Raw genomic sequence first — 18,695 nt, 5'->3', positions numbered from 1 at the left:
GCCGCCGTCCCGCCGGGAGGTCAGGCCTCCTTGGAAGCGACCTTCGAGGCCTCCTTGGACGCCTCCTTGGAGGCCTCCTTGCTGGCGACCTTCGACGCGACCTTCGACGCGACCTTGCTGGCGACCTTCGAGGCTTCCTTCGACATGGGTGCTCCTCATTCCGTTGTTGGGATTTCCCCGCAGATCCGGTCCGCAATTCCTGCGGTCCGGTGGGGCCAACCCAGATTCACCGACGAACCGTTGCCGGTCAAGGAAAACTCCGACCCGGCCGGTGTCATCTTCGTGCCACGGAGAAGGTGCCACCGCCAGGGGCTAACCATTTCCACCGGAACCGCCCACCATCGGCGTACGACGATTCGGTTGGAGGCCCCCGTGGTGAAAAGCGCGAACCTCTGCTGGGGACAGCACCACCACCTGCTGCGGTACCTGCGGGTGCCGGCGCCGTCCCGGCACGAGGCGCACATCGGCACCAGCTACCCGCTGCCCGCGGGCTGCACGGTCGCGGCCGTCCGCACCGCGCTGACCCACCTGGTCCGCCGGCACGAAGTCCTGCGCACCGTCTACGACCTGACCGGCACCGCGGCCGACGGGCGCGCTTGGCCGCGCCAGGTCGTGCAGCCACCGGCGCCGCAGCCGGTGGTCGAGGCGACCACCGAGGACGCCGTGGACGTCATTGCGCGCCTCACCCGCACCCCGTTCGACCTGGCCCGCGAGTGGCCCCTGCGGGCCTGCGTGGTCACCACCGGCGGCCGCCTGGTCCGGCTGCACCTGGTCTTCAACCACCTGGCCTTCGACGACGTCGCCCTCGACCGGCTGGCCGCCGAGCTCGACGAACTCCTCGCCGCGCGCACCGAGGGCCGCCCCGCCGTGCTGGATCCGGTCGAACACCAGCCCGTCGACCTCGCGCGCTTCGAGGAGAGCCGCACCGACGCCGACATCGAACCCGCGCTGAGCCACTGGCGTGACATCGTCAAGAAGCTCCCCGCAGACGTCTTCTCAAAGCGTCGCAAGGCATCGGAGGCCGCGCACAGCGCCTCCCTCACCGTCCCGGGGCTGCTGTCCGCCGCCCGGGCGATCGCGGCGCGCGAGCACGTGTGGCCCTCGGCCGTGCACCTGGCCGCCTATGCCGTCACGCTCGCCGCCTACACCGGGGAAACGCTGGTCGCGCACCGGATGTACACCAGCCAGCGCGACGCCAGCGGCTTCGGCGGCGCCGTCACCTGCCTGTCCTACCCGACGCCGGTGCTCGCCGACCTCGGCGGCGATCCGCGCTTCTCGGCGGTGGTCAAGGCGTCCGCGACCCGCGTGAGCCAGGCGATGGCGAACGCGCACGTGCCCTACGACCGCGTGTACGAGCTGGTCGCCGAGGAGAACGTGCGGGTGGTCGCGGAGCTGAACTTCCTCGACAACGCGCCGCGCTCGTGCCGGGCCAAGCGGGACCGGTACGCGGTCAACGCGGCCCCCGCCGACTGGGCGCACGCCGGTTCGGACAGCTACCTGCGCGTCTACGAATGGGCCGACGGCATCACCCTCGCCCTGCAGGCCCTCGACGCGGTGATGGACGCCGACGCCGTCGAGGAGTTCCTGCGCGGCTACGCCCGGCTCGTCGAGGCCCACCGCGAACCCGGCACCGACCTGCGCGTCAGCGAGGCCGCCGCGCTCATCGGCTTCACCCCGCCGACGCCGCGAACCACCGCCGCACCCACCGAAGAGCGGACCGGAGCCGCGCCCGCCGAACGCGTCCTCACCGAGGTCGTGGCCGAGGTCAACGGCCTCGGCGACGTCGACCCGGCGCGCAGCTACACCGGCGCGGGCGGGCGCGTGCTGCGCCTGCCCCGCGTGGTCGAAGCCCTGCACGAGCGCGGCTGGCGCGCCGGGCTCGTCCCGTTCACCACCGCCCGCCCCCTGTCCGCGCTCGCGCACGACCTCGTGCCGGCCCGCGGCTGAGCCGGAAGAAGAGGAGGAAAACCATGACTCTGCTCGAAGCACCCCGCCTGGAACGGGTGGCGTCGTTCGTGCCGGAGACGAGCCTGCCGGTCGCCGAGCTGGCCGGCCCGCTCGGCCTCGACGCGACGCAGCTGCGCTTCTTCACCCGCTTCCTCGGCCTCGACCGCGTCGCCGTCGCCGACGGCCTCGACCTGGCCGACCTGCTGGCGGGCGCGGGGGAGCGCGTACTGGCCGGGGTCGACCGCGACTCGGTCCGGTTCCTGGTCCACGCGCACACCATGCAGCACGTCGCCGTCGCCACGCCCGGTCTCCTCGAGGACGTGCGGACGCGGCTGCGGCTGCACCGCGCGACCGCGTTCAGCCTGTCGCACCTCAACTGCGTCGTCGGCATCCACGCCCTGCACGTGGCGCGGTCCCTGCTGGCCACCGCGGCGCCGGGCGACCGCGTGCTCGTGCTGACCGGCGACAAGGTGCTGATGCACGAGGCCCGGCTGATCCGCGACACCACGATCCAGGGTGACGGCGCCGCCGCGGTGCTGCTCGGCCCGGACCCGCGCGGCGACCGCGTCCTCGGACGCGCGCTGACCGTGCTGGGCGAGTTCTACCGGGGCATCGACTGCGACGAGGCCCTGCAGCTGCAGTACAAGCACGTCTACCCGGACGCGCTCGCGCAGGTCATGCAGGACGCCCTCGACGACGCCCGGGTCGCCCCCGCGGACATCGCCGCCATCCTGCCGCACAACGTCAACAAACTGTCGTGGAAACGCATCACCGGCACGCTCGGCGTGCCGCGGGACCGCGTGTTCCTCGACAACGTCGGGAAGTACGCCCACTGCTACAGCTCCGACCCGTTCATCAACCTGGCGGCGGCGCGCGCGGACGGGCGGGTCGATCCGGGGGACCTCGTGCTGCTGGCTTCGGCCGGCCTCGGGGCGACCTTCGCGGCGGCCGTCGTCGAGATCGGAGAAGGGAACCAGGGATGAATTTCGTGGCACGGCTGAAGAAGGACCTCACCGGCGACGCCGGGGCAAGGTTCGTCTTCGTCAACAACTTCGAGGTGGAACGCAGCTGGGCGGTCGGTGAGCCGAAACTGCCCGGCGCCGGCATCTCGTTCGCGGGGGCCACCGTCAACCGCATGGAGGAGATGGGCGCGCTGCTCGCCGGCGAGGGCGACCTGGTGGTGCTGAAGGCACCCATGGACCCCGCGTTCGCCGCCTACCTCGCCCGGATCGGCGCGGCCGACGGCTCGACGCTGATCGCCGAGCACAACGACCCGGACGCGATGGTGACCGAGGATGCGCTCGGCTCGCCGGAGCTGCTGGGCAGGCTGCGGGAGCTGGCCGACGGCAACACCTACCTGATGCCCCTGGGTATTTCGGCCTCGGAAGAGGCCCTGGCCAAGGAAAGTGGCTTGCCGCTGGCCGGTTCGACCGCGCAGATCTGCAAAGCGGTCAACGGCAAGGTGTTCAGCCGCGGCCTGGTCGACGCGCTCGGCCTGCGCCAGGTGCCCGGCCGGGTGGTGCACACGGTCGGCGAGCTGCGCGAGGCGCTCACCGCGCAGCTGGCCCTGGGCGGCCGGGTCGTGGTGAAGGAGTCGCTCGGCGTCTCCGGGCGCGGCATGGTCGTCGTCGAGGACGAGCGCGGCGCGAACCGCCTCCTGCGCCTGATCGAGCGCCGCGGTGCCGACGCGCCCGCGAACCTCGTCGTCGAGTCCTGGATCGAGCACGCCCAGGACCTCAACTACCAGTTCGTCGTCTCCCGCACCGGCGGTGTCCGGTTCGAGACGGTCAAGGCCGCCGTGCTCAAGAACGGCGTGCACCAGGGCCACCGGTTCCCGGTGGAGCTGCCGCCCGTGGCGGCGCGCGAGCTGGCCGAGGCCGTGGAGAAGATCGGGCGGGCGCTGCACGACGAGGGGTTCTTCGGGATGGTCGGCGTCGACGCGATGCTCGCCGCCGACGGCACGCTCTACCCGTGCCTGGAGATCAACGCCCGGTTCAACATGTCGACCTACCAGAGCCGGATCGCCGAGAAGTTCATCCCCGAGGGCCGGCACGCCATCGCGGCGACCTTCTCGCTGAAGCTGCAGCGCGAACACACCTTCGCCGAGGTCGAGAGCGCACTCGGCGACCTGTTCTTCACCGGCGCCGGCGACACCGGCGTCCTGGTCAACAACTTCGCGACGCTCAACGCCGCGGCCACCGGCGAGGGCTCCTTCCACGGCCGTCTCTACGCGATCTGCGTCGGGGACTCGCCCGAGGAGGCCCTCGCCGTCCGGACCGAGGCCGAGCGCCGCCTCGCGGAAATGGCAGGAACCGAAGCATGACCGACATCGACTACCAGGACCTGGCCGCGCGCTTCGGCACGCCGCTCTACGTCTACGACGGCGACGTCCTGCACGCCACCATCACCGGCCTGCGCGCGGTGCTGCACCCGGCGATCGAGGTCTTCTACTCCCTCAAGGCGAACCCGAACATCAGTGTCTTCGCCGCCCTGCACGGCGGCGGGGCGCGGGCCGAGGTTTCGTCCATTGTGGAGCTGCAGACCGTTCTGAAGGCCGGGGCGCGGCCGGACGACATCATCTTCCTCGGCCCCGGCAAGAGCGAGCAGGAACTGCGGGCGTGCCTGGGCACCGGCGTCTACGCCATCGTTTGCGAGTCATTCGCCGAACTGGACGACATCGAGCGGCTCGGCGCCGAGCTCGGCAAGCAGCAGCGGGTGCTGCTGCGGATCAACCCGACCTGCGCGATCAGCGGGTCCCGGCTGACCATGGGCGGCAAGCCCCGCCAGTTCGGCATCGACGAGGCCCAGGTCCTCGCCGCCGGGCCGCGGCTGGCGGAGTACCGCCACGCCGACGTCGCCGGCATCCAGGTCTACATGGGCACGCGCATCCTCGACGCCGAGGTGATCGGCAAGAACACGCGCTACGCCCTCGACCTGGCCGAGCGGGTGGTCGCGGAGACCGGGATCCGGCTGGAAGCCGTCGACATCGGCGGCGGCCTCGGCGTGGCCTACTTCGAGGGCGAGGACGACCTCGAAGCGGCCGACGTGGCCGCCGTGATCAACCCGATGCTCGAGGAGTTCCACCGGGCGCACCCGGGCACCCGGCTGATCATGGAGTCCGGCCGGTTCCTGGCCGGGCGCGCCGGGGTCTACGTGCTCGGCATCCGGTACGTCAAGGAGTCCATGGGGGAGCGGTTCGCGATCGCGGACGGCGGCACCCACCACCACATGGCCGCCGTCGGCATCGGGTCGTTCGTCAAGCGCAACTTCCCGGCCGTGCTGCTCACCCCGCGCGCCGCCGGCGAGGACACCGACGACACCGTCGAGCCCGGCCCGTGGACCGTCACCGGCCCGCTGTGCACGCCCAACGACACCCTGCTCAAGCAGGTGAAACTGCCCGACCTGCGCGCCGGCGACCTGGTCGGCGTCCTGAACTCCGGCGCCTACGGGCCGTCGGCCTCGCCCGGGCTGTTCCTCAGCCACGGGTTCCCCGCCGAGGTGCTCGTGCGCGGGGGAGCGGCCTTCCTGGTCCGCGACCGCGACGAGCCCGCGGACCTGCTGCGCAAGCAGCACCTGCACCAGCCCCCCACCACCAGCACGGGAAGTGAGCCGAGATGAACCGCACCGAGATCGTCGCCCACCTGGAGATCGCCCTGTCCGCCGTGCTCAACAAGGAGATCGGCGGCGTCACCCCGGAGCTGCGCCTGTTCGAGGACCTGGCGCTCGACTCCACCAGCGTCATCGAGCTGCTGATGAGCCTCGAGGACACGATCGGCCTCGAGATCGACCCGGACGAGCTGGGCCCGGAGGTCTTCCGCACGGTCGGCAGCCTGACCGACTACATCGAGTCGGCCTTCGCTCGGTCCGCCGCGGCGGTCTGATCATGTCCCTGCAGACGCTCGCGCCCCCGGGGCGGGCCGCGACACCCCCGCGCCCGGCCGGGGTGCACCTGAGCGGCGTGACGCACCGGGTGTTCACCGACCGCGCCAAGCCGGTGTTCGGGATGCGCCCGGAACTGGCCCGGCTCATGGTCGAGACCTTCGGCGCCGCCGCCGACCAGGAGGACTTCCTGGCCCGCACCGGCAACGGCTTCATCGAGATGACCGAGGCACTGCTGGCCGACGTGGGCACCCCCCTGCCGCCCCTGGACGCGGTGGTGCTCGCCTACCACTCGCCCGACCTGTACCACTCCGAAGTCGCCGGCTGCTACCTCGCCGGACGCCTGCCCGGCAACCCGGAACCGTGCTCGGTCGCGGGACCGGGACCGGGTGCGGCGTTCACCGCGCTGCGCCTGCTGGACGGCATGTGCCGGCTCGGCGAAGCGACCTCGGCGGCGCTGCTGGTGTACGACCAGAACGCCGTGCTGTGGGACAGCGGCCACCCGGCCACCCACCGGCCCGACGCGGCGGTGCTGCTGCAGGCCGGCGCGACCGGCGACGTCGCGGTGACGGAGCTGGAGGAGGTGCGGCTCGGCGGGACCGGGCCGCGCAGCGCCACCCTCGCCTTCGCGGACGTGCTGTACCGGCATCCGGGAGTTCGGGTCCTGGCGGGCGCGGGCCTCGCCAAGCGGCTTGCGGGCACGCCGTACGCCGGGCGTGTCGAGGCGGTGCCGGACCTGTGGTGCACGGGCGTGTGGGCGGGGCTCGCTCGCCTCTGGCCGCTGGAGGAGCCGGTGCTGCTGGCCGATTTCGAGCCAGTGGGCGGCACGTTCTGCAGCTGCCTGCTGGTGCCGGGGAGGGAGCACTGATGGGCGCGCCGGCTTCCGCCCGTGAGCGAAGGGTCGACACGCGTGATCAGGCAGCCGACACGCGTGATCAGGAGGTCGACACGCGTGGGCTGGGGAGGGAGTGCTGATGGACACGGGGCTGTCCCGGGTCGCCGTGCGGCTGCCCGGCCGCGTCGAGGCCGTCGACGACGTGCTCGTGCGGTCGGGCGCCAAACCCTTGGAGCGGCGCATGTTCGGCCGCATCTACGGCCTGCGCGACAGCCCGGTGCTCGCGCCGGGCGAGCGGATGGCGGACCACCTGGCCGAGGCCGGGCGGACCGCGCTCGGCGGCGCGCCGGCGAGCCTGGTGCTCTACGGCCACACGCTGCTCATCGCCGAGCTCGACCTGTGCGGGGAGTTCCCGGACCGGCTGCGCGACGCGCTCGGCCTGCCCGGCGTCCCGTTCTTCGGGGTGTCGCACGTGAACTGCACGTCGGTGCTGCGCTCGGTCGAACTGGCCCGGCGCTACCTCGCCCGGCCCGGCGCGGCGCCGGACGACCGCGTGCTCGTGCTCGGCGGCGACCAGGGCAGCGCCAGCGACCGCGGCCGCTACATCCCGGGCACGACCATCGCGGGCGACACCGCGGCGGCGCTCGTGGTGTCCCGCGGCCCGGCGCGCTACCGCTACCTCGGCGGCGCGAGCGCCCGCGACACCCGGTTCCACCGCAGCCTGCGCATGACCAAGGAGGAGTTCACGCTCTTCGGCAAGGTCTGCTGCGAGCAGGCGGTGTCGGTCGTCGGCGCCGCGGCGCGGGACGCCGGCCTCACCCTGTCCGATGTGGACTGGGTGCTGCCGGACCTGTCCAACCGCATGTTCTGGCGCACCTTCAGCGGGCTCTCCGGCTTCCCGTTCGACCGGATCCCCCTGGACCTGGTCGCCGAGCGCGGGCACAACTTCGGGGTCGACTCCCTGCTCGCCCTGCAGCACGCCGACGCGGCCGGACGGCTGCGCCCCGGCGAGCGCTGCGCCCTGGTCTCGGTGGGCCAGGGCGCCTACTTCCAGTCGGTGATCGTCGAGGTCGTGGAGGAGAAGTGAGTACCAGCCTGCTCGAATGCGAGCGGACCGCACGGAGTGCCGGCCTCGCCGCCGGTCTCGCGCGGGCCCTGCCCGCCATCCCGGCCGACCGGCTGGCGCCCGGCCGGTACGCGGCCGTGCCCGCCGCCGCCGTGCCCGAAGGCGCCGAAGTGCGCACGCACAGCCTGGCCGACCGCGAGGACATCGTCTTCCTCGCCTGCCCGGGCCGGCCGCGCGAAGAGCGTGACGCCTACGAGCTCGCGGACTTCGGCCGGCACCTGGCGGCCGTGCGCCTCGGGGTGCTGCGCTCGGTGCTCGACCACGTCGTCGAGCACCTGTCGAACCGCACCTCCGGCGACGAACCGCTGATCCGCAAGCAGCTGATCGCCGGCGCGATCGGCGACGTGATGGCCGCGGTGGAACGGCTGCGCGCCCAGGTGCGCTCGCAGCGGCACCCGGTCGCGGTGGCCGACGTCCACCGCGAACTGGACGAGCTGGGCTGGCGGGTGGCCCAGCACCTCGGCGCCGCCGGCTTCCTGGCCACCTCACCCGCGCGGTCGCTCTACGTCTCGGCACTGGTGGCCGGCACCTGGGTGGACCGGGAACCGGAAGGAGAACCGGCATGATCGAGCTGAGCGAACGCGTCCGCGCGGTCCGCGACCTGAGCCGGGAGGCGGCCGCCGACCTGCGGTCGCGGGCCCTGGCCATCGACCTCGACCCGGACGCGATGGACGAGCACTACAACTCGCCGGTGTTCGAGATGGTCCGGCAGGCCGACACGCCGCCGCAGTACCGCGAGTCGCTGCCGTCGACGCCGTTGCTGCGCGCGATGGAGCGCGGCTCGTGCCTGGAGAACGTGGCCGGGCTGATCGAGCTGGCGCGCGGCGACGTCGGCGCGATCCTGGCCTGCCCGTCACCCGGCCTGGCCGGGGTGTTCGTGGAGCTGCTCGGCACCCCTGAGCAGCAGGAGTGGTTCTTCACCGGGATGCACGGCGGCCGCCGCTGGTCGTTCTTCGCGATGACCGAAGAGGGCCGAGGCAACGACGCGACGGCGATGGAGACCCGCTTCGAGCGCGACGGCGAGGGCTGGCGGCTCGACGGCGGCAAGTGCTACGTCGGCAACGCCGCCCGCGGCAGCGTCGGCGTGGTGTTCGGCCGCACCGGCCGCGGCGCGCTGTCGATCCGCGCGGCGCTGGTCGAGGTCCCGGCGCCGGGCTGGCACGGCGAGAAGCTCGACATGATCGGCCTCCGCGGCGCCTACATCAGCCGGCTGTCCTTTTCGGACGTCGCCATCCCGGCCGGGCGGATGCTGGGTGACCACCTGCCGGTGACGCGGCGGGGGATCTTCGCCGCCATCACGACGTTCAACCACATGCGGGTCCGGATCGCCGCGTCCGCCGTGGGCACCGCGCTGGCGATGGTCGAGTACGTGCTGGAGCACCGCAAGAACGCCCCCGGCGGTCAGCTCGCCCTCGCCCGCGCCGAAGCGGGCCGTGAGCTGGTGTACGAGGCGGCGGCGCGGATCGATCGCGACCCCGAGCGCGGCTACCTCTCCAGCGCCGCGAAGCTCGGCGCGATCGGCCTGGCGGTGGGCACGGCGCACTGGGCGTCGGCCGCGCTCGGCCCGGCCGGCCTCATCGAGCACCCGCTGCTGGAGAAGTGGACGCGGGACGTGCACGCGTTCGAGTTCATGGAGGGCACGAGCAACATCCACCGCCTCCACGTGGCGCGCGGGTACCAGGCGGGAGACGCCGATGCCTGACCTCGGGATCGACACGATCGCGTTCGCCGCCGCCCGGCGCGAGGAGTACGTGCCGCTGTCGGCGTTGCCCGGCGCCGCCGACCTGGTCCCGCCGGAGCGGCTGGCCGCCGCTGGGATTCCGTTGTCCCGTCTGATGGTCCGGATCCCGGAGGACGACGACGTCGACGTCACGGCGCAGGTGCTCGCCGCACTGGGGCCACCCGCGCTGCCGCAGCCGCTGTTCTTCGTCCGGTCGGGCCCGTTGCGCGACCCGAACGTGGCCGCGCTGGCCGGGCTGGTGCACCGCAGCGGCTGGGCGGGCGAAGACGTCGGCCTCACGCACCTCGACGAGCTCGGCGGCACGGCCGTCTTCGGGCTGCTGGAGTGGGCGGTCGAGACCGAAGCGACGGCGGTCATCTGCGACGAGCCGCTGTTCGCCGACGCGGCGGGCGGCCACCCGCGGTTCGCCGCGGTCGGCGTCCGGCTGCGGCGTGGTGCTGCTGCGCTCACGGTTTCCGGCTGCGGGGAGGGAAAACCCGCGCTGACGGGCGCCCACCGGTTCACCGGCCGCGGCCCGTGCGACGCGTGGCTGGCCTTCTGCGCGGCGCTGGCCGAAGGCGTGGTCGCCGACGGCGAGCGCGTCCTGCTGCACACGCGCGGGCCGCTGCGCGAGGGCTGGCTTTCGCTGCTCGCGGTGGACGTCGCCGCGCTGCGGCTGGTCCCCGCTTCGGCGGCACCCGTGACGGCGAGTTTGCTCGGGGGGCGGAGTGGATGAGAATCGGCGTGGACCTGATGTCGATCCCGCGGTTCGCGGAGGTCGCGGCGCACCCCCGGTACCGGACGCTGGTCTTCACCCCGGTGGAGCTCGAGCAGGCCGCCCGGATGGGTGCCGAACGGTCCCTGGAACGGCTGGCCGGGCGGTTTTCCGTCAAGGAGGCCACGTGCAAGATGCTGGGCCGTGGCTTCGGCCAGGGCCTCCGCTGGCGTGACATCGAGGTCACCAACGACGACTGGGGAGCGCCGTTGGTGACCCTCGGCGGCGGCGCGGCGGAGATCGCGGAGGAAGCGGGCCTGGAGGAGATCGTGGTGACGTTGAGCCACCAGGCCGATCTGGTGGTCGCGGTCGCGGCGGCGGCGTGTGCCCGCCCGCCGCGCCCGTTCCGCCGCGCGGCCACGCCTGCTGCGTCCGTTGTTCCGGCGCGCTTCGACGAACTGGCGGCGTTGGCCGCCGACCTGTTCTCGGTTCCCACCACCGAGGTGGCCACCGCGGCGTCGTTCGCGGGCGATCTGGGGGTCACGTCGGTGGTGGTGATCGAGCTGCTCGCCCGGATCGAGCACCGGTACGGCATCCGCATCCCGGAGGCCGGCATCTACCGGATGACCGACCTGCCGCGCACCTACGGCGTCGTCGCCGAGGCCGCCGGCTGGTGAGGCGGGCAGAGAGAAGGGGCCTTCCGCGAGGTGCGGAAGGCCCCTTCTCGGGTTGCGATCGGCAATGGCCGGGACTTCGTGAAGGCCACCTTGAGGAACTTAAAGTTCCTCAAGGTGGCCTTCACGAAGTCAGGCGAGGGTGAAGCGGGCGGCCGCTTGGACGCCGGCCTGGAAGCGGGAGACCGCGTCGAGGTTCTGCAGCATCGCGGCGATGTGACGGCGGCACGTGCGTACGGACATGCCGAGGCGGCGCGCCACCACCTCGTCGGTGAAGCCCTGGGCCATCAGCTGGGCGATCGTCTGCTGCATGTCGTGCGCGATTTCGCCGCTGTAGCCCTGGTCCTCGGCCGCGAACGGCGTCGCGCCGTCCCACAGCTGGTCGAACAGGCCCAGCAGGAACCGCACCATGCCCTGGTCGCGCACCCGGCGGGCCGAAAGGTCGGCGACGTCCAGCGTCACCGCCAGCGAACGGTCGAAGACCACCGCCGCCTCCGGCACCCGGCTGAGCGTGCGGATCCGCGCCCCGCGGCCGGCGAGCTGCGTCAGGCGGGCCCGGTCCGCGTAGCCCGCGCGGCTGCGGTGCGGGCACACCACCCGGACGCCGACGCCGTCGCCCAGCACCGAGTAGCACGCGTCCAGCAGCTCGTCGACCAGGTCGTCGGCCGCCTCGCCCGGGTGCAGGACCACCAGCTCGTCGCGGCAGACCTCGGCCGCCAGCTTGATCAGGCCGCGGATCTCGGCGACGCCTTCCAGGCGGTCGAGGGTGCCCGCGGCGCCGGCCGGGGCGCGGGTGATGCCGTCGATGCGCTCGCGCAGGCGGTCGGCCATCTCGCGTCGTTCGTACATGGCACGCTCCAGCGGCGTGACGACCAGCTCCGCGGCCGCCGAGGGCTCCCTCGGGAGGAAGCCGTCCGCGACCGCCCGCAGCAGCTGCAGCTCGACGAGCCGGGCCGCGGCCGTCTGCACCGTGTCGGCGGGCAGGCCGAGGTGCGCCGCGGCGGTGGCCACGGACGAGATCCGGCCACAGCGCGCCGCGTAGCGGTACAGCTCGGCTTCCGGGTCGGGCTCGGGCTCGGGCACGGAGAACGCCCCGAGCGGCGGGAGTGTGGCCGTCGACATCGTGCCTCCAAGGACTCGGTTTCTGCTTTTCCACCGTCGCAGCCGGTCTTCTCGGGGCGCTCTCACGCCGCTCTCGCCCGGCAGTGGCGGGATGAGAGCGCAGTGATGGCCCGGTGATTCCGGCCGGTGGTGTGCTCGGGAGGACACGGTTGACCGCCGAACGCGAAACAGGGTGACGCAATGCCTGACAACCTCCCCATCCCGCCAGGGTTCCTCGAGATCCTGATCGCGCACCTGCCCTACGCGCTCGGGGACCGGATCGCCGAGGACGACGACCTCGCCGCGCTCGGGCTCGACTCGATGGGCGTCGTGCAGCTCGTCACCGACCTGGAGGAGACCTTCGGCTTCGAGCTGCCCGACGAGCTGCTCACCGAGGACACCTTCGCCACCGCGGGCAGCCTGTGGGCCGCCGTCGCGGAGTTCGTCACCCCGGAGCCCGCCGATGTCTGAGTCCGCCGCCCCGGTGCGGCTCGACCGGCTTCTCACCCGTGGCGCGCCCGGAGATCCGGCCCTGACCTACAAGGACCGCACCCTGACCTACGCCGAGCTCGCCGACCAGGTGACGCGCGTGGCCCACGGCCTGCACCGGCTCGGCGTCCGCCGCGGCGACCGGGTGGCGGTGTACGCCGAGAAGCGCTTGGAAACCGTCGTCGCGTTGTTCGCCGCCGCGGCTGCCGGCGCGGTCCTGGTGCCGCTGAACCCGCTGTTCAAGGCCCGCCACATCGCCCACGTCGCCGCCGACTGCGCTCCGGAGGTGGTGCTCACGACCGCCGAGCGCGTGGCCACGGTCCGCGAGGCGGTGCCCGAGACGACCCCGGTGGTGGTGTTCGGCGCGCCCGAGTGGGACGCCCTGACCGCGTCCGAACCGGAAGCGGTGCCCTGCGCGGTGATCGACCACGACCCGGCCGCCATCATGTACACCTCCGGCAGCACCGGCGGCCCCAAGGGCGTCGTGCTGTCCCACCGCAACCTGCTCGCCGGAGCCGAGAGCGTCGCGGGCTACCTCGGCCACACGCGCGAGGACGTCGTGCTCGCCGCGCTGCCGCTGAGCTTCGACGCCGGTTTCAGCCAGCTCACCACCGCGTTCGCCGCCGGCGCGCACGTCGTGCTCGTGAACTACCTGCTGCCCAAGGAGATCGTCCGGCTCTGCGCCCGGCACGGCGTCACCGCGCTCACCTGCGTGCCGCCGCTGTGGCTGCAGCTGGTGACGCAGCACTGGCCCGCCGAGGCGACCGCACGGCTGCGCTACTTCGCCAACACCGGCGGCCGCATGCCGCGCGCGACACTGGCGAGCCTGCGCGAGCTCTTCCCGGCAGCGCAACCGTTCCTGATGTACGGCCTCACCGAGGCGTTCCGCTCCACCTACCTCGACCCGGCGGAGGCGGACCGCCGTCCCGGCTCGATCGGGAAGGCGATCCCCAACGCCGAAGTCCTGGTGCTGCGCCCCGACGGCTCGCCCTGCCTGCCCGGCGAGCACGGCGAGCTGGTGCACCGCGGCGCGCTCGTGGCGCTCGGCTACTGGAACGACCCCGCGCGCACCGCGGAACGCTTCCGCCCGGTGCCGGGCCCGGACGGCCTGGTGCGGCCGGAGATCGCCGTGTGGTCGGGCGACACGGTGTACCGCGACGAGGACGGGTTCCTCTACTTCGTCGGCCGGACCGACGAGATGATCAAGACGTCGGGGTACCGCGTCAGCCCCGCCGAGGTCGAAGAGGCCGCCTACGCCACCGGCCTGGTGGGGGAGGCGGCCGCGTTCGGCGTGCCGGACCCGGTGCTCGGCCACCGGATCGTGCTGGCGGTCGCGCCCGAGGGTGACGCGGAGGCGATTTCCCGGGCGCTGGCGAAGGAACTGCCCGCGTACATGCTGCCGCGGCGGATCGAGGTGCTGCCGAAGCTGCCGCGGTCGGTCAACGGCAAGTTCGACCGCGTTGCCCTGCGCGAGTCGATGACCGCGGTGCCCGCCGGCACCGAATGACGGCAGTTTCCTGCCACCGCGGGAGCCCGCCGCTCCCGATGTCCTCGTGCGACAGTCCAGAAGCCGTAAACCGCAAGGAGCAACCCATGTTGCAAGCAATCGACCTCCGGAAACGCTACGACGAAGTGCAGGCCCTCGACGGCTTCAGCCTCGAGGTCGCCGCCGGCGAGATCGTCGGGCTGGTCGGCCACAACGGCGCCGGCAAGACGACTTTCGTCGAGATGGTGTCCGGGCTGCTGCGCCCGGACAGTGGCACGGTGCTCATCGACGGCGAGTCGCCGACGCGCGCCCGTGACCGCATCGGCATCTCCCCGCAGCACATCGCGCTCTACCGCCCGCTGACCGTGCGCGAGCACCTGGAGCTGTACGGCCGGCTCGCCGGCCTGCGCCGGGCCGCGCTGCGCTCGGCGATCGACGACCTCACGGCCGCGCTGCGGCTGGAGAGCTTCCTGAACCGCACCTGCGGCCTGCTCTCGGGCGGCCAGCAGCGGCGGGCGCAGGCCGCGACGGCGCTGGTGCACCGGCCGGCGCTGCTGCTGCTCGACGAGCCGACCGCCGGTGCCGACCCCGAGACCCGTCAGGCGCTGCTCGACGTGGTCAAGCAACGAGCAGGCGAGGGAGCCGCAGTGGTCTACACCACGCACTACCTGACCGAACTGACCGACCTGCAGGCCACGATCGCGGTGGCCGCCGACGGCCGGGTGATCGCCCGCGGCGGCGCGGACGAGCTGCTGTCGGGCCTGCCCGGCGAGGTCCGGGTGCGCACCGCCGACGAGCAGCTGACCGTCTCGACCACCGACCCGACCGGCACGCTGCTGGAGCTGCTGCCCACGGTGACGCGGCCGGTCGAGTCCGTCGAGCTGCGCAACCCCAGCCTGGACGACCTCTACCACTCCCTGGCGGTGACCGATGTCGACGCGCACTGACTCCCTCTACCGGGCCGGCGCCCTGGTCCGCTACAACGCGACCCTGCGCCTGCGCGACCCCTCGCAGCTGATCAGCTACCTGATCACGCCGATGATCTTCATGGTGCTGTTCCAGCCGCTGTACGTGAAGGCGCTGGGCACCGGCGCGGTCGAGGCCGTGACCGGGCAGCTGGTGATGTTCTCGGTGTTCGCCATGGCGATCGTGGGCAACGCGATCTTCGTCGAACGCGAATGGCGCACCTGGGACCGGCTGCGCGCCAGCCGGGCCGCCCGCGCGGAACTGCTGATCGGCAAGGCGGTCCCGGTGTTCGTCGTGCTGCTGATCCAGCAGGGCGTGCTCATCATCTACGGCTGGCTCGTCGTCGGGATGCCGTTCCCGGTGTCGCCCGGCCTGGTGTTCGGGGCGATGTGCTTGTGGGGTTTCATGCTGCTGGCCATGGGTGCCGCACTGTCCACTGTGGTCCGAAGCCGCGGTGACCTGATCGTCGCCGTCGACCTCGGCGCGATCACCATCAGCTCGCTCGGCGGCTCGCTGCTGCCGGTGTCGCTGATGCCGTCGTGGGCGCAGGCGATCGCGCCGTTCTCCCCGGGGTACTGGGGATTGTCGCTGATCCGCTCGGCCATGGCGGGCAACGCCGAGGCCATGCTGCGCCCGGCGTTGATCGTGCTCGGCATCGGGCTCGCCACCGGGGCGTTCGCCACCTACCGGCTCGCCCACGGCTGGGGCCGCAGCCACCTGCTCTGAACCTCTCCCGGAGAAAGGACCTGCCGTGACCGAACCGGCACCCGAATCGGCCGTGGCGCTCGTCGGGATGGCGGGGCGGTTCCCCGGCGCCACCGACGTCGAGCAGCTGCGCCGCAACCTCGCGGCCGGGATCCCCGGCCTGCGGGACCTGACCGACGCCGAGCTCGCCGCCGCGGGCGTGGACCCGGACACCCCGGGCCACGTCCGCGTCGGCGGGCCGGTGGCCGGCGGCGTCGAGACGTTCGACGCCGCCGCCTTCGGGCTTTCCGCGCGCGAGGCGGAAACCCTGGAGCCGCACCACCGGCTGCTGCTCGAATGCTCGTGGGAGGCCCTGGAACGGGCCGGGTACCGGCCGACCGACCCCGGCCTGCCCGTCGGGCTGTTCGCCGGCTGCGCGTTCCCCGACTACCTGACCCGCAACCTCGCCGGCCTCGCCGCCGAACCGGGCGGCAAGCCGTTGTTGTCGGCGGGCGTGGAGCGCGACTCGCTGACGTCGCTCGTGTCGTACAAGCTGGGCCTGCGCGGCCCGGCGATCACCGTGCAGACGTACTGCTCGACCTCGCTGGTCGCGGTGCACCTGGCGTGCCAGAGCCTGCTGACCTACGAGTGCGACCTGGCCCTGGCCGGCGGCGCCGCCCTGCCGCTGCCGCAGACCGCCGGGCACGTTGCGGAAGAGGGCAGCATCCTCTCGCCCGACGGCCGGGTGCGCGCCCTCGACGCCGCCGCGAACGGCACGGTGATGGGCTCCGGCGCCGCCGTCGTCGCCCTGAAGCGCCTGGAGGACGCCCTCGCCGATGGCGACGTCGTGCACGCGGTGATCCTCGGCTCGGCGGTCAACAACGACGGCCGCGACCGGGCCGGCTACCCCGCCCCCGGCGTCGCCGGCCAGGCCGCGGTGGTCGACACCGCGCTGGCCGTGGCCGGGGTGAAGCCCGAGACGGTGGGATACGTCGAGTGTCACGCCGTCGGCACGCCGCTGGGCGACTCGATCGAGCTGGCCGCGCTGAACCGGGTCTTCGGGCCGGGGCGGGCGGCGCCGTGCGTGCTCAGCTCGGTCAAGCCGAGCATCGGGCACCTCGACCGCGCATCCGGCGTCACGTCCCTGATCCGGGCGGCGCTGAACCTGCGGGACGGCGTCCTGCCCGGGACCGCGGGGTTCCGCACGCCCAATCCGGCAATGGACGACCGGTTCACCGTGCTGCCCGCGGACGTTCCCTGGCCCGCGGACGGCTCGCCGCGCCGGGCGGGCGTCAGCTCGTTCGGGGTCGGCGGGACGAACGCGCACGTGGTGCTGGAACAGCCGCCGGTGCGGGAGCCCCGGCGTTCCGGTGGCCCGTTCCTGCTGACCTTCTCCGCCGGTGACGCCGGTGCCCTCGACGAGGTGACCTCGCGGCTGCGTGCCCACCTGGCCTCGCACCCGGACCTGGACCTCGGTGACGTCGCTTTCACGCTGCAGGTCTCGCGCGGCCACTTCGCGCTGCGGCGGGCCGTTGTGGTCCGGGATCTTCCCGATGCCTTGGCCGCGTTGGCCGACCCCGGGCGCTGGATCGACGGCGAGACTCGCCGTCGTGACCCGCGGTTCCGGTTGGTCGCGGGCAGCGGCGCGGACTGGGCTGCGACGGCTTCGGCCGCCCACCGCCTGCTGGCCGGCGCCGAGGTGCCCTCGCCGGCTGCCACCCGTGCCGGGGCGATCTCGGCGTTGACCGCCGGTCTGATCCGGCTGGGTGTGCGGCTGGACGAGAGCGCGCCCGACACGCTTCCCGTCGACGGCGGTTCGGGCGAAGAGTGGGTGCTGGCCACCTTGGGACGGCTGTGGATCGCGGGCTGTGCGGTCGACTGGCCTGCCCTGCACCGCGGCGAGGGCCGCCGGGTGGAGCTGCCGGCGTATCCGTTCCGGCGCAAGCGGTTCTGGGTCGACGAGAGCCAGGAGCCGCGGCCGGCCGCGCACGTGCCTTCGTGGCGCCTGGACCCGCAGCCCCTGGCCGGACTGGAGGGCCGGCTGCGGGCGGCGGGGCCGTGGCTGGTGTTCGCCGCCGGCGAGGTCGGGGAGGCGCTGGCCGCACGCATCACCCTGGCAGGTGGTGAAGTGACCACGGTGCGGCCGGGCAGCGGGTTCGGGTTCCTCGACACCGGCGACTTCGTCGTCGGCCCGGGCGACCTGCCGGAGCTGCTGCGCTCGCTGGTGGTGGTCCCGCGGACGGTCGTCCACGCCTTCGCCCTGGGTGGCTCGCCGGGGGAGATCGAGGCGGCAGCCGAGCTGTGGCCCGGCATGGTGACCTTGACCTCCGGCGCGGTGGGGGTGCTCGGGCCCGACCTGACCACCCCGTCGCAGGCGGGGCTGACCGCGCTGACCGCACGGCACGTCGACGTGGGCGAAGGCGCTGCTGCCGACCAGGTGCTCGCCGCGGTGCTGCATCGGGAGACCCCGCTCGCGGTGCGGGGCGACCAGTCGTGGCGGCCGGCCCACGAGCCGTACTCGCCGACCGGCCAGGCCGAGGCGGTGGTGCACGGCGGTCCCGACCTCCCGGACCTGGGCGGGCGGCGGGGCGTCCTCCTCGTCCGGCCCGACCCCGCCGGCCGCGTCCTCGCCGCCCGGGCGCGGGTCGCCCGGCTCGCCGGCCGGGGCCGGTGGACCACCGTCGTGTCCACGGCGGACCCCGAGCCGGAGGTCCTCGCCGCGGTGGCCGCGGCCGACCACCTGACCGAGGTCGTGCTCTCCGGGGTGCCGCTCGTCCGGCCGGTCCAGGACGGCGAAACGGTTCAGCGGGCGGCTTCGAACCGGCCGCGGCCCGCGCTGGGCACGCCGTTCGTCGAGCCGGAGCCCGGCCTCGAGCGGGAAGTGGCCGACCGCTGGGCCGATGCACTGGGCTACGACGAGATCGGCGCGGACGACAACTTCTTCGAGCTGGGCGGCCGTTCCGCCGGCGCGGTCCGCATCGCGGCGTACTGGAACCTCCCGGCCACCGCGGTGGTGGAGCTCCCCACGGTCCGGCTGCTCGCCGGCCGGATCGCCGAGCTGCGTTCCTGACCC

At 73.3% G+C, this 18,695-nt stretch carries 18 protein-coding genes; 16 read left to right on the top strand and 2 right to left on the bottom strand.

All coding sequences use genetic code 11. The annotated features are described in order from the left end of the window. Positions 1–20 precede the first annotated feature (20 nt). A complete protein-coding gene (locus ACLJQF_RS03220) occupies positions 21–146 on the bottom strand; it encodes a hypothetical protein (RefSeq protein WP_310969766.1) in 126 nt (41 codons plus the stop codon). Positions 147–372: 226 nt separating this feature from the next. On the opposite strand from ACLJQF_RS03220, the gene ACLJQF_RS03215 reads away from it, so the two are divergent. The 11 genes from ACLJQF_RS03215 to acpS all read left to right on the top strand — a co-directional run bounded on the left by ACLJQF_RS03215 (position 373) and on the right by acpS (position 10,899). After that, on the top strand, positions 373–1,947 hold the full coding sequence (locus ACLJQF_RS03215) for a condensation domain-containing protein (protein WP_410606680.1): 1,575 nt from the start codon (positions 373–375) through the stop codon (positions 1,945–1,947). A 23-nt stretch (positions 1,948–1,970) separates the two neighbouring features. Further along, the gene (locus ACLJQF_RS03210) at positions 1,971–2,930 is read left to right on the top strand and encodes a 3-oxoacyl-ACP synthase III family protein (RefSeq protein ID WP_410606679.1); all 960 of its coding nucleotides are present in this window, start codon (positions 1,971–1,973) and stop codon (positions 2,928–2,930) included. Then, positions 2,927–4,270, top strand: a complete 1,344-nt coding sequence (locus ACLJQF_RS03205) for an ATP-grasp domain-containing protein (protein ID WP_410606678.1) — start codon at positions 2,927–2,929, stop codon at positions 4,268–4,270. The genes ACLJQF_RS03210 and ACLJQF_RS03205 overlap by 4 nt, the downstream gene beginning before the upstream one ends. Beyond that, the gene (locus tag ACLJQF_RS03200) at positions 4,267–5,565 is read left to right on the top strand and encodes a type III PLP-dependent enzyme (RefSeq protein WP_410606677.1); all 1,299 of its coding nucleotides are present in this window, start codon (positions 4,267–4,269) and stop codon (positions 5,563–5,565) included. Before ACLJQF_RS03205 ends, ACLJQF_RS03200 begins: the two co-directional genes overlap by 4 nt. After that, positions 5,562–5,828: an acyl carrier protein gene (locus ACLJQF_RS03195; RefSeq protein WP_086848245.1), complete on the top strand. Its 267-nt coding sequence runs from the start codon at positions 5,562–5,564 to the stop codon at positions 5,826–5,828. The genes ACLJQF_RS03200 and ACLJQF_RS03195 overlap by 4 nt, the downstream gene beginning before the upstream one ends. 2 nt (positions 5,829–5,830) lie before the next feature. After that, the gene (locus tag ACLJQF_RS03190; RefSeq protein ID WP_410606676.1) at positions 5,831–6,694 is read left to right on the top strand and encodes a hypothetical protein; all 864 of its coding nucleotides are present in this window, start codon (positions 5,831–5,833) and stop codon (positions 6,692–6,694) included. 106 nt (positions 6,695–6,800) lie between these two features. Continuing rightward, on the top strand, positions 6,801–7,748 hold the full coding sequence (locus ACLJQF_RS03185) for a 3-oxoacyl-[acyl-carrier-protein] synthase III C-terminal domain-containing protein (protein ID WP_410606675.1): 948 nt from the start codon (positions 6,801–6,803) through the stop codon (positions 7,746–7,748). Continuing rightward, positions 7,745–8,353 (top strand): acyl-CoA dehydrogenase family protein, encoded by a 609-nt coding sequence (locus ACLJQF_RS03180; protein WP_410606674.1) that lies wholly within the window; start codon positions 7,745–7,747, stop codon positions 8,351–8,353. The genes ACLJQF_RS03185 and ACLJQF_RS03180 overlap by 4 nt, the downstream gene beginning before the upstream one ends. Continuing rightward, positions 8,350–9,489, top strand: a complete 1,140-nt coding sequence (locus ACLJQF_RS03175; RefSeq protein WP_410606673.1) for an acyl-CoA dehydrogenase family protein — start codon at positions 8,350–8,352, stop codon at positions 9,487–9,489. Before ACLJQF_RS03180 ends, ACLJQF_RS03175 begins: the two co-directional genes overlap by 4 nt. Next, complete coding sequence (locus tag ACLJQF_RS03170; protein ID WP_410606672.1) at positions 9,482–10,243, top strand: hypothetical protein; 762 nt, start codon at positions 9,482–9,484, stop codon at positions 10,241–10,243. The genes ACLJQF_RS03175 and ACLJQF_RS03170 overlap by 8 nt, the downstream gene beginning before the upstream one ends. Next, positions 10,240–10,899: a holo-ACP synthase gene (gene acpS, locus ACLJQF_RS03165; RefSeq protein WP_410606671.1), complete on the top strand. Its 660-nt coding sequence runs from the start codon at positions 10,240–10,242 to the stop codon at positions 10,897–10,899. Before ACLJQF_RS03170 ends, acpS begins: the two co-directional genes overlap by 4 nt. Positions 10,900–11,028: 129 nt before the next feature. Here the strand turns inward: acpS and ACLJQF_RS03160 are convergent, their stop codons facing one another. Then, entirely contained in the window at positions 11,029–12,018 is a 990-nt protein-coding gene (locus ACLJQF_RS03160; protein ID WP_410606670.1) for a hypothetical protein, read from the bottom strand. Positions 12,019–12,198: 180 nt separating this feature from the next. Here ACLJQF_RS03160 and ACLJQF_RS03155 point away from each other — a divergent pair, with 180 nt between their 5' ends. The 5 genes from ACLJQF_RS03155 (at position 12,199) to ACLJQF_RS03135 (ending at position 18,692) form a co-directional block, all read left to right on the top strand. After that, positions 12,199–12,468 carry a phosphopantetheine-binding protein gene (locus ACLJQF_RS03155; RefSeq protein WP_410606669.1) on the top strand — a complete coding sequence of 90 codons (270 nt, stop codon included), beginning with the start codon at positions 12,199–12,201 and terminating at the stop codon, positions 12,466–12,468. Continuing rightward, entirely contained in the window at positions 12,461–13,993 is a 1,533-nt protein-coding gene (locus ACLJQF_RS03150; protein ID WP_410606668.1) for an acyl-CoA ligase (AMP-forming), exosortase A system-associated, read from the top strand. The genes ACLJQF_RS03155 and ACLJQF_RS03150 overlap by 8 nt, the downstream gene beginning before the upstream one ends. 86 nt (positions 13,994–14,079) lie before the next feature. Further along, entirely contained in the window at positions 14,080–14,919 is an 840-nt protein-coding gene (locus ACLJQF_RS03145) for an ABC transporter ATP-binding protein (protein ID WP_410606667.1), read from the top strand. Continuing rightward, positions 14,903–15,664: an ABC transporter permease gene (locus ACLJQF_RS03140; protein WP_285991033.1), complete on the top strand. Its 762-nt coding sequence runs from the start codon at positions 14,903–14,905 to the stop codon at positions 15,662–15,664. The genes ACLJQF_RS03145 and ACLJQF_RS03140 overlap by 17 nt, the downstream gene beginning before the upstream one ends. Before the next feature lie 25 nt (positions 15,665–15,689). After that, a complete protein-coding gene (locus ACLJQF_RS03135; protein WP_410606666.1) occupies positions 15,690–18,692 on the top strand; it encodes a beta-ketoacyl synthase N-terminal-like domain-containing protein in 3,003 nt (1,000 codons plus the stop codon). Positions 18,693–18,695 lie beyond the last annotated feature (3 nt).

The organism is Amycolatopsis sp. lyj-109 (genome assembly GCF_046548995.1).
In the GTDB taxonomy this organism is placed as follows: domain Bacteria; phylum Actinomycetota; class Actinomycetes; order Mycobacteriales; family Pseudonocardiaceae; genus Amycolatopsis.
This window is presented reverse-complemented; position numbering and strand designations above follow the sequence as displayed.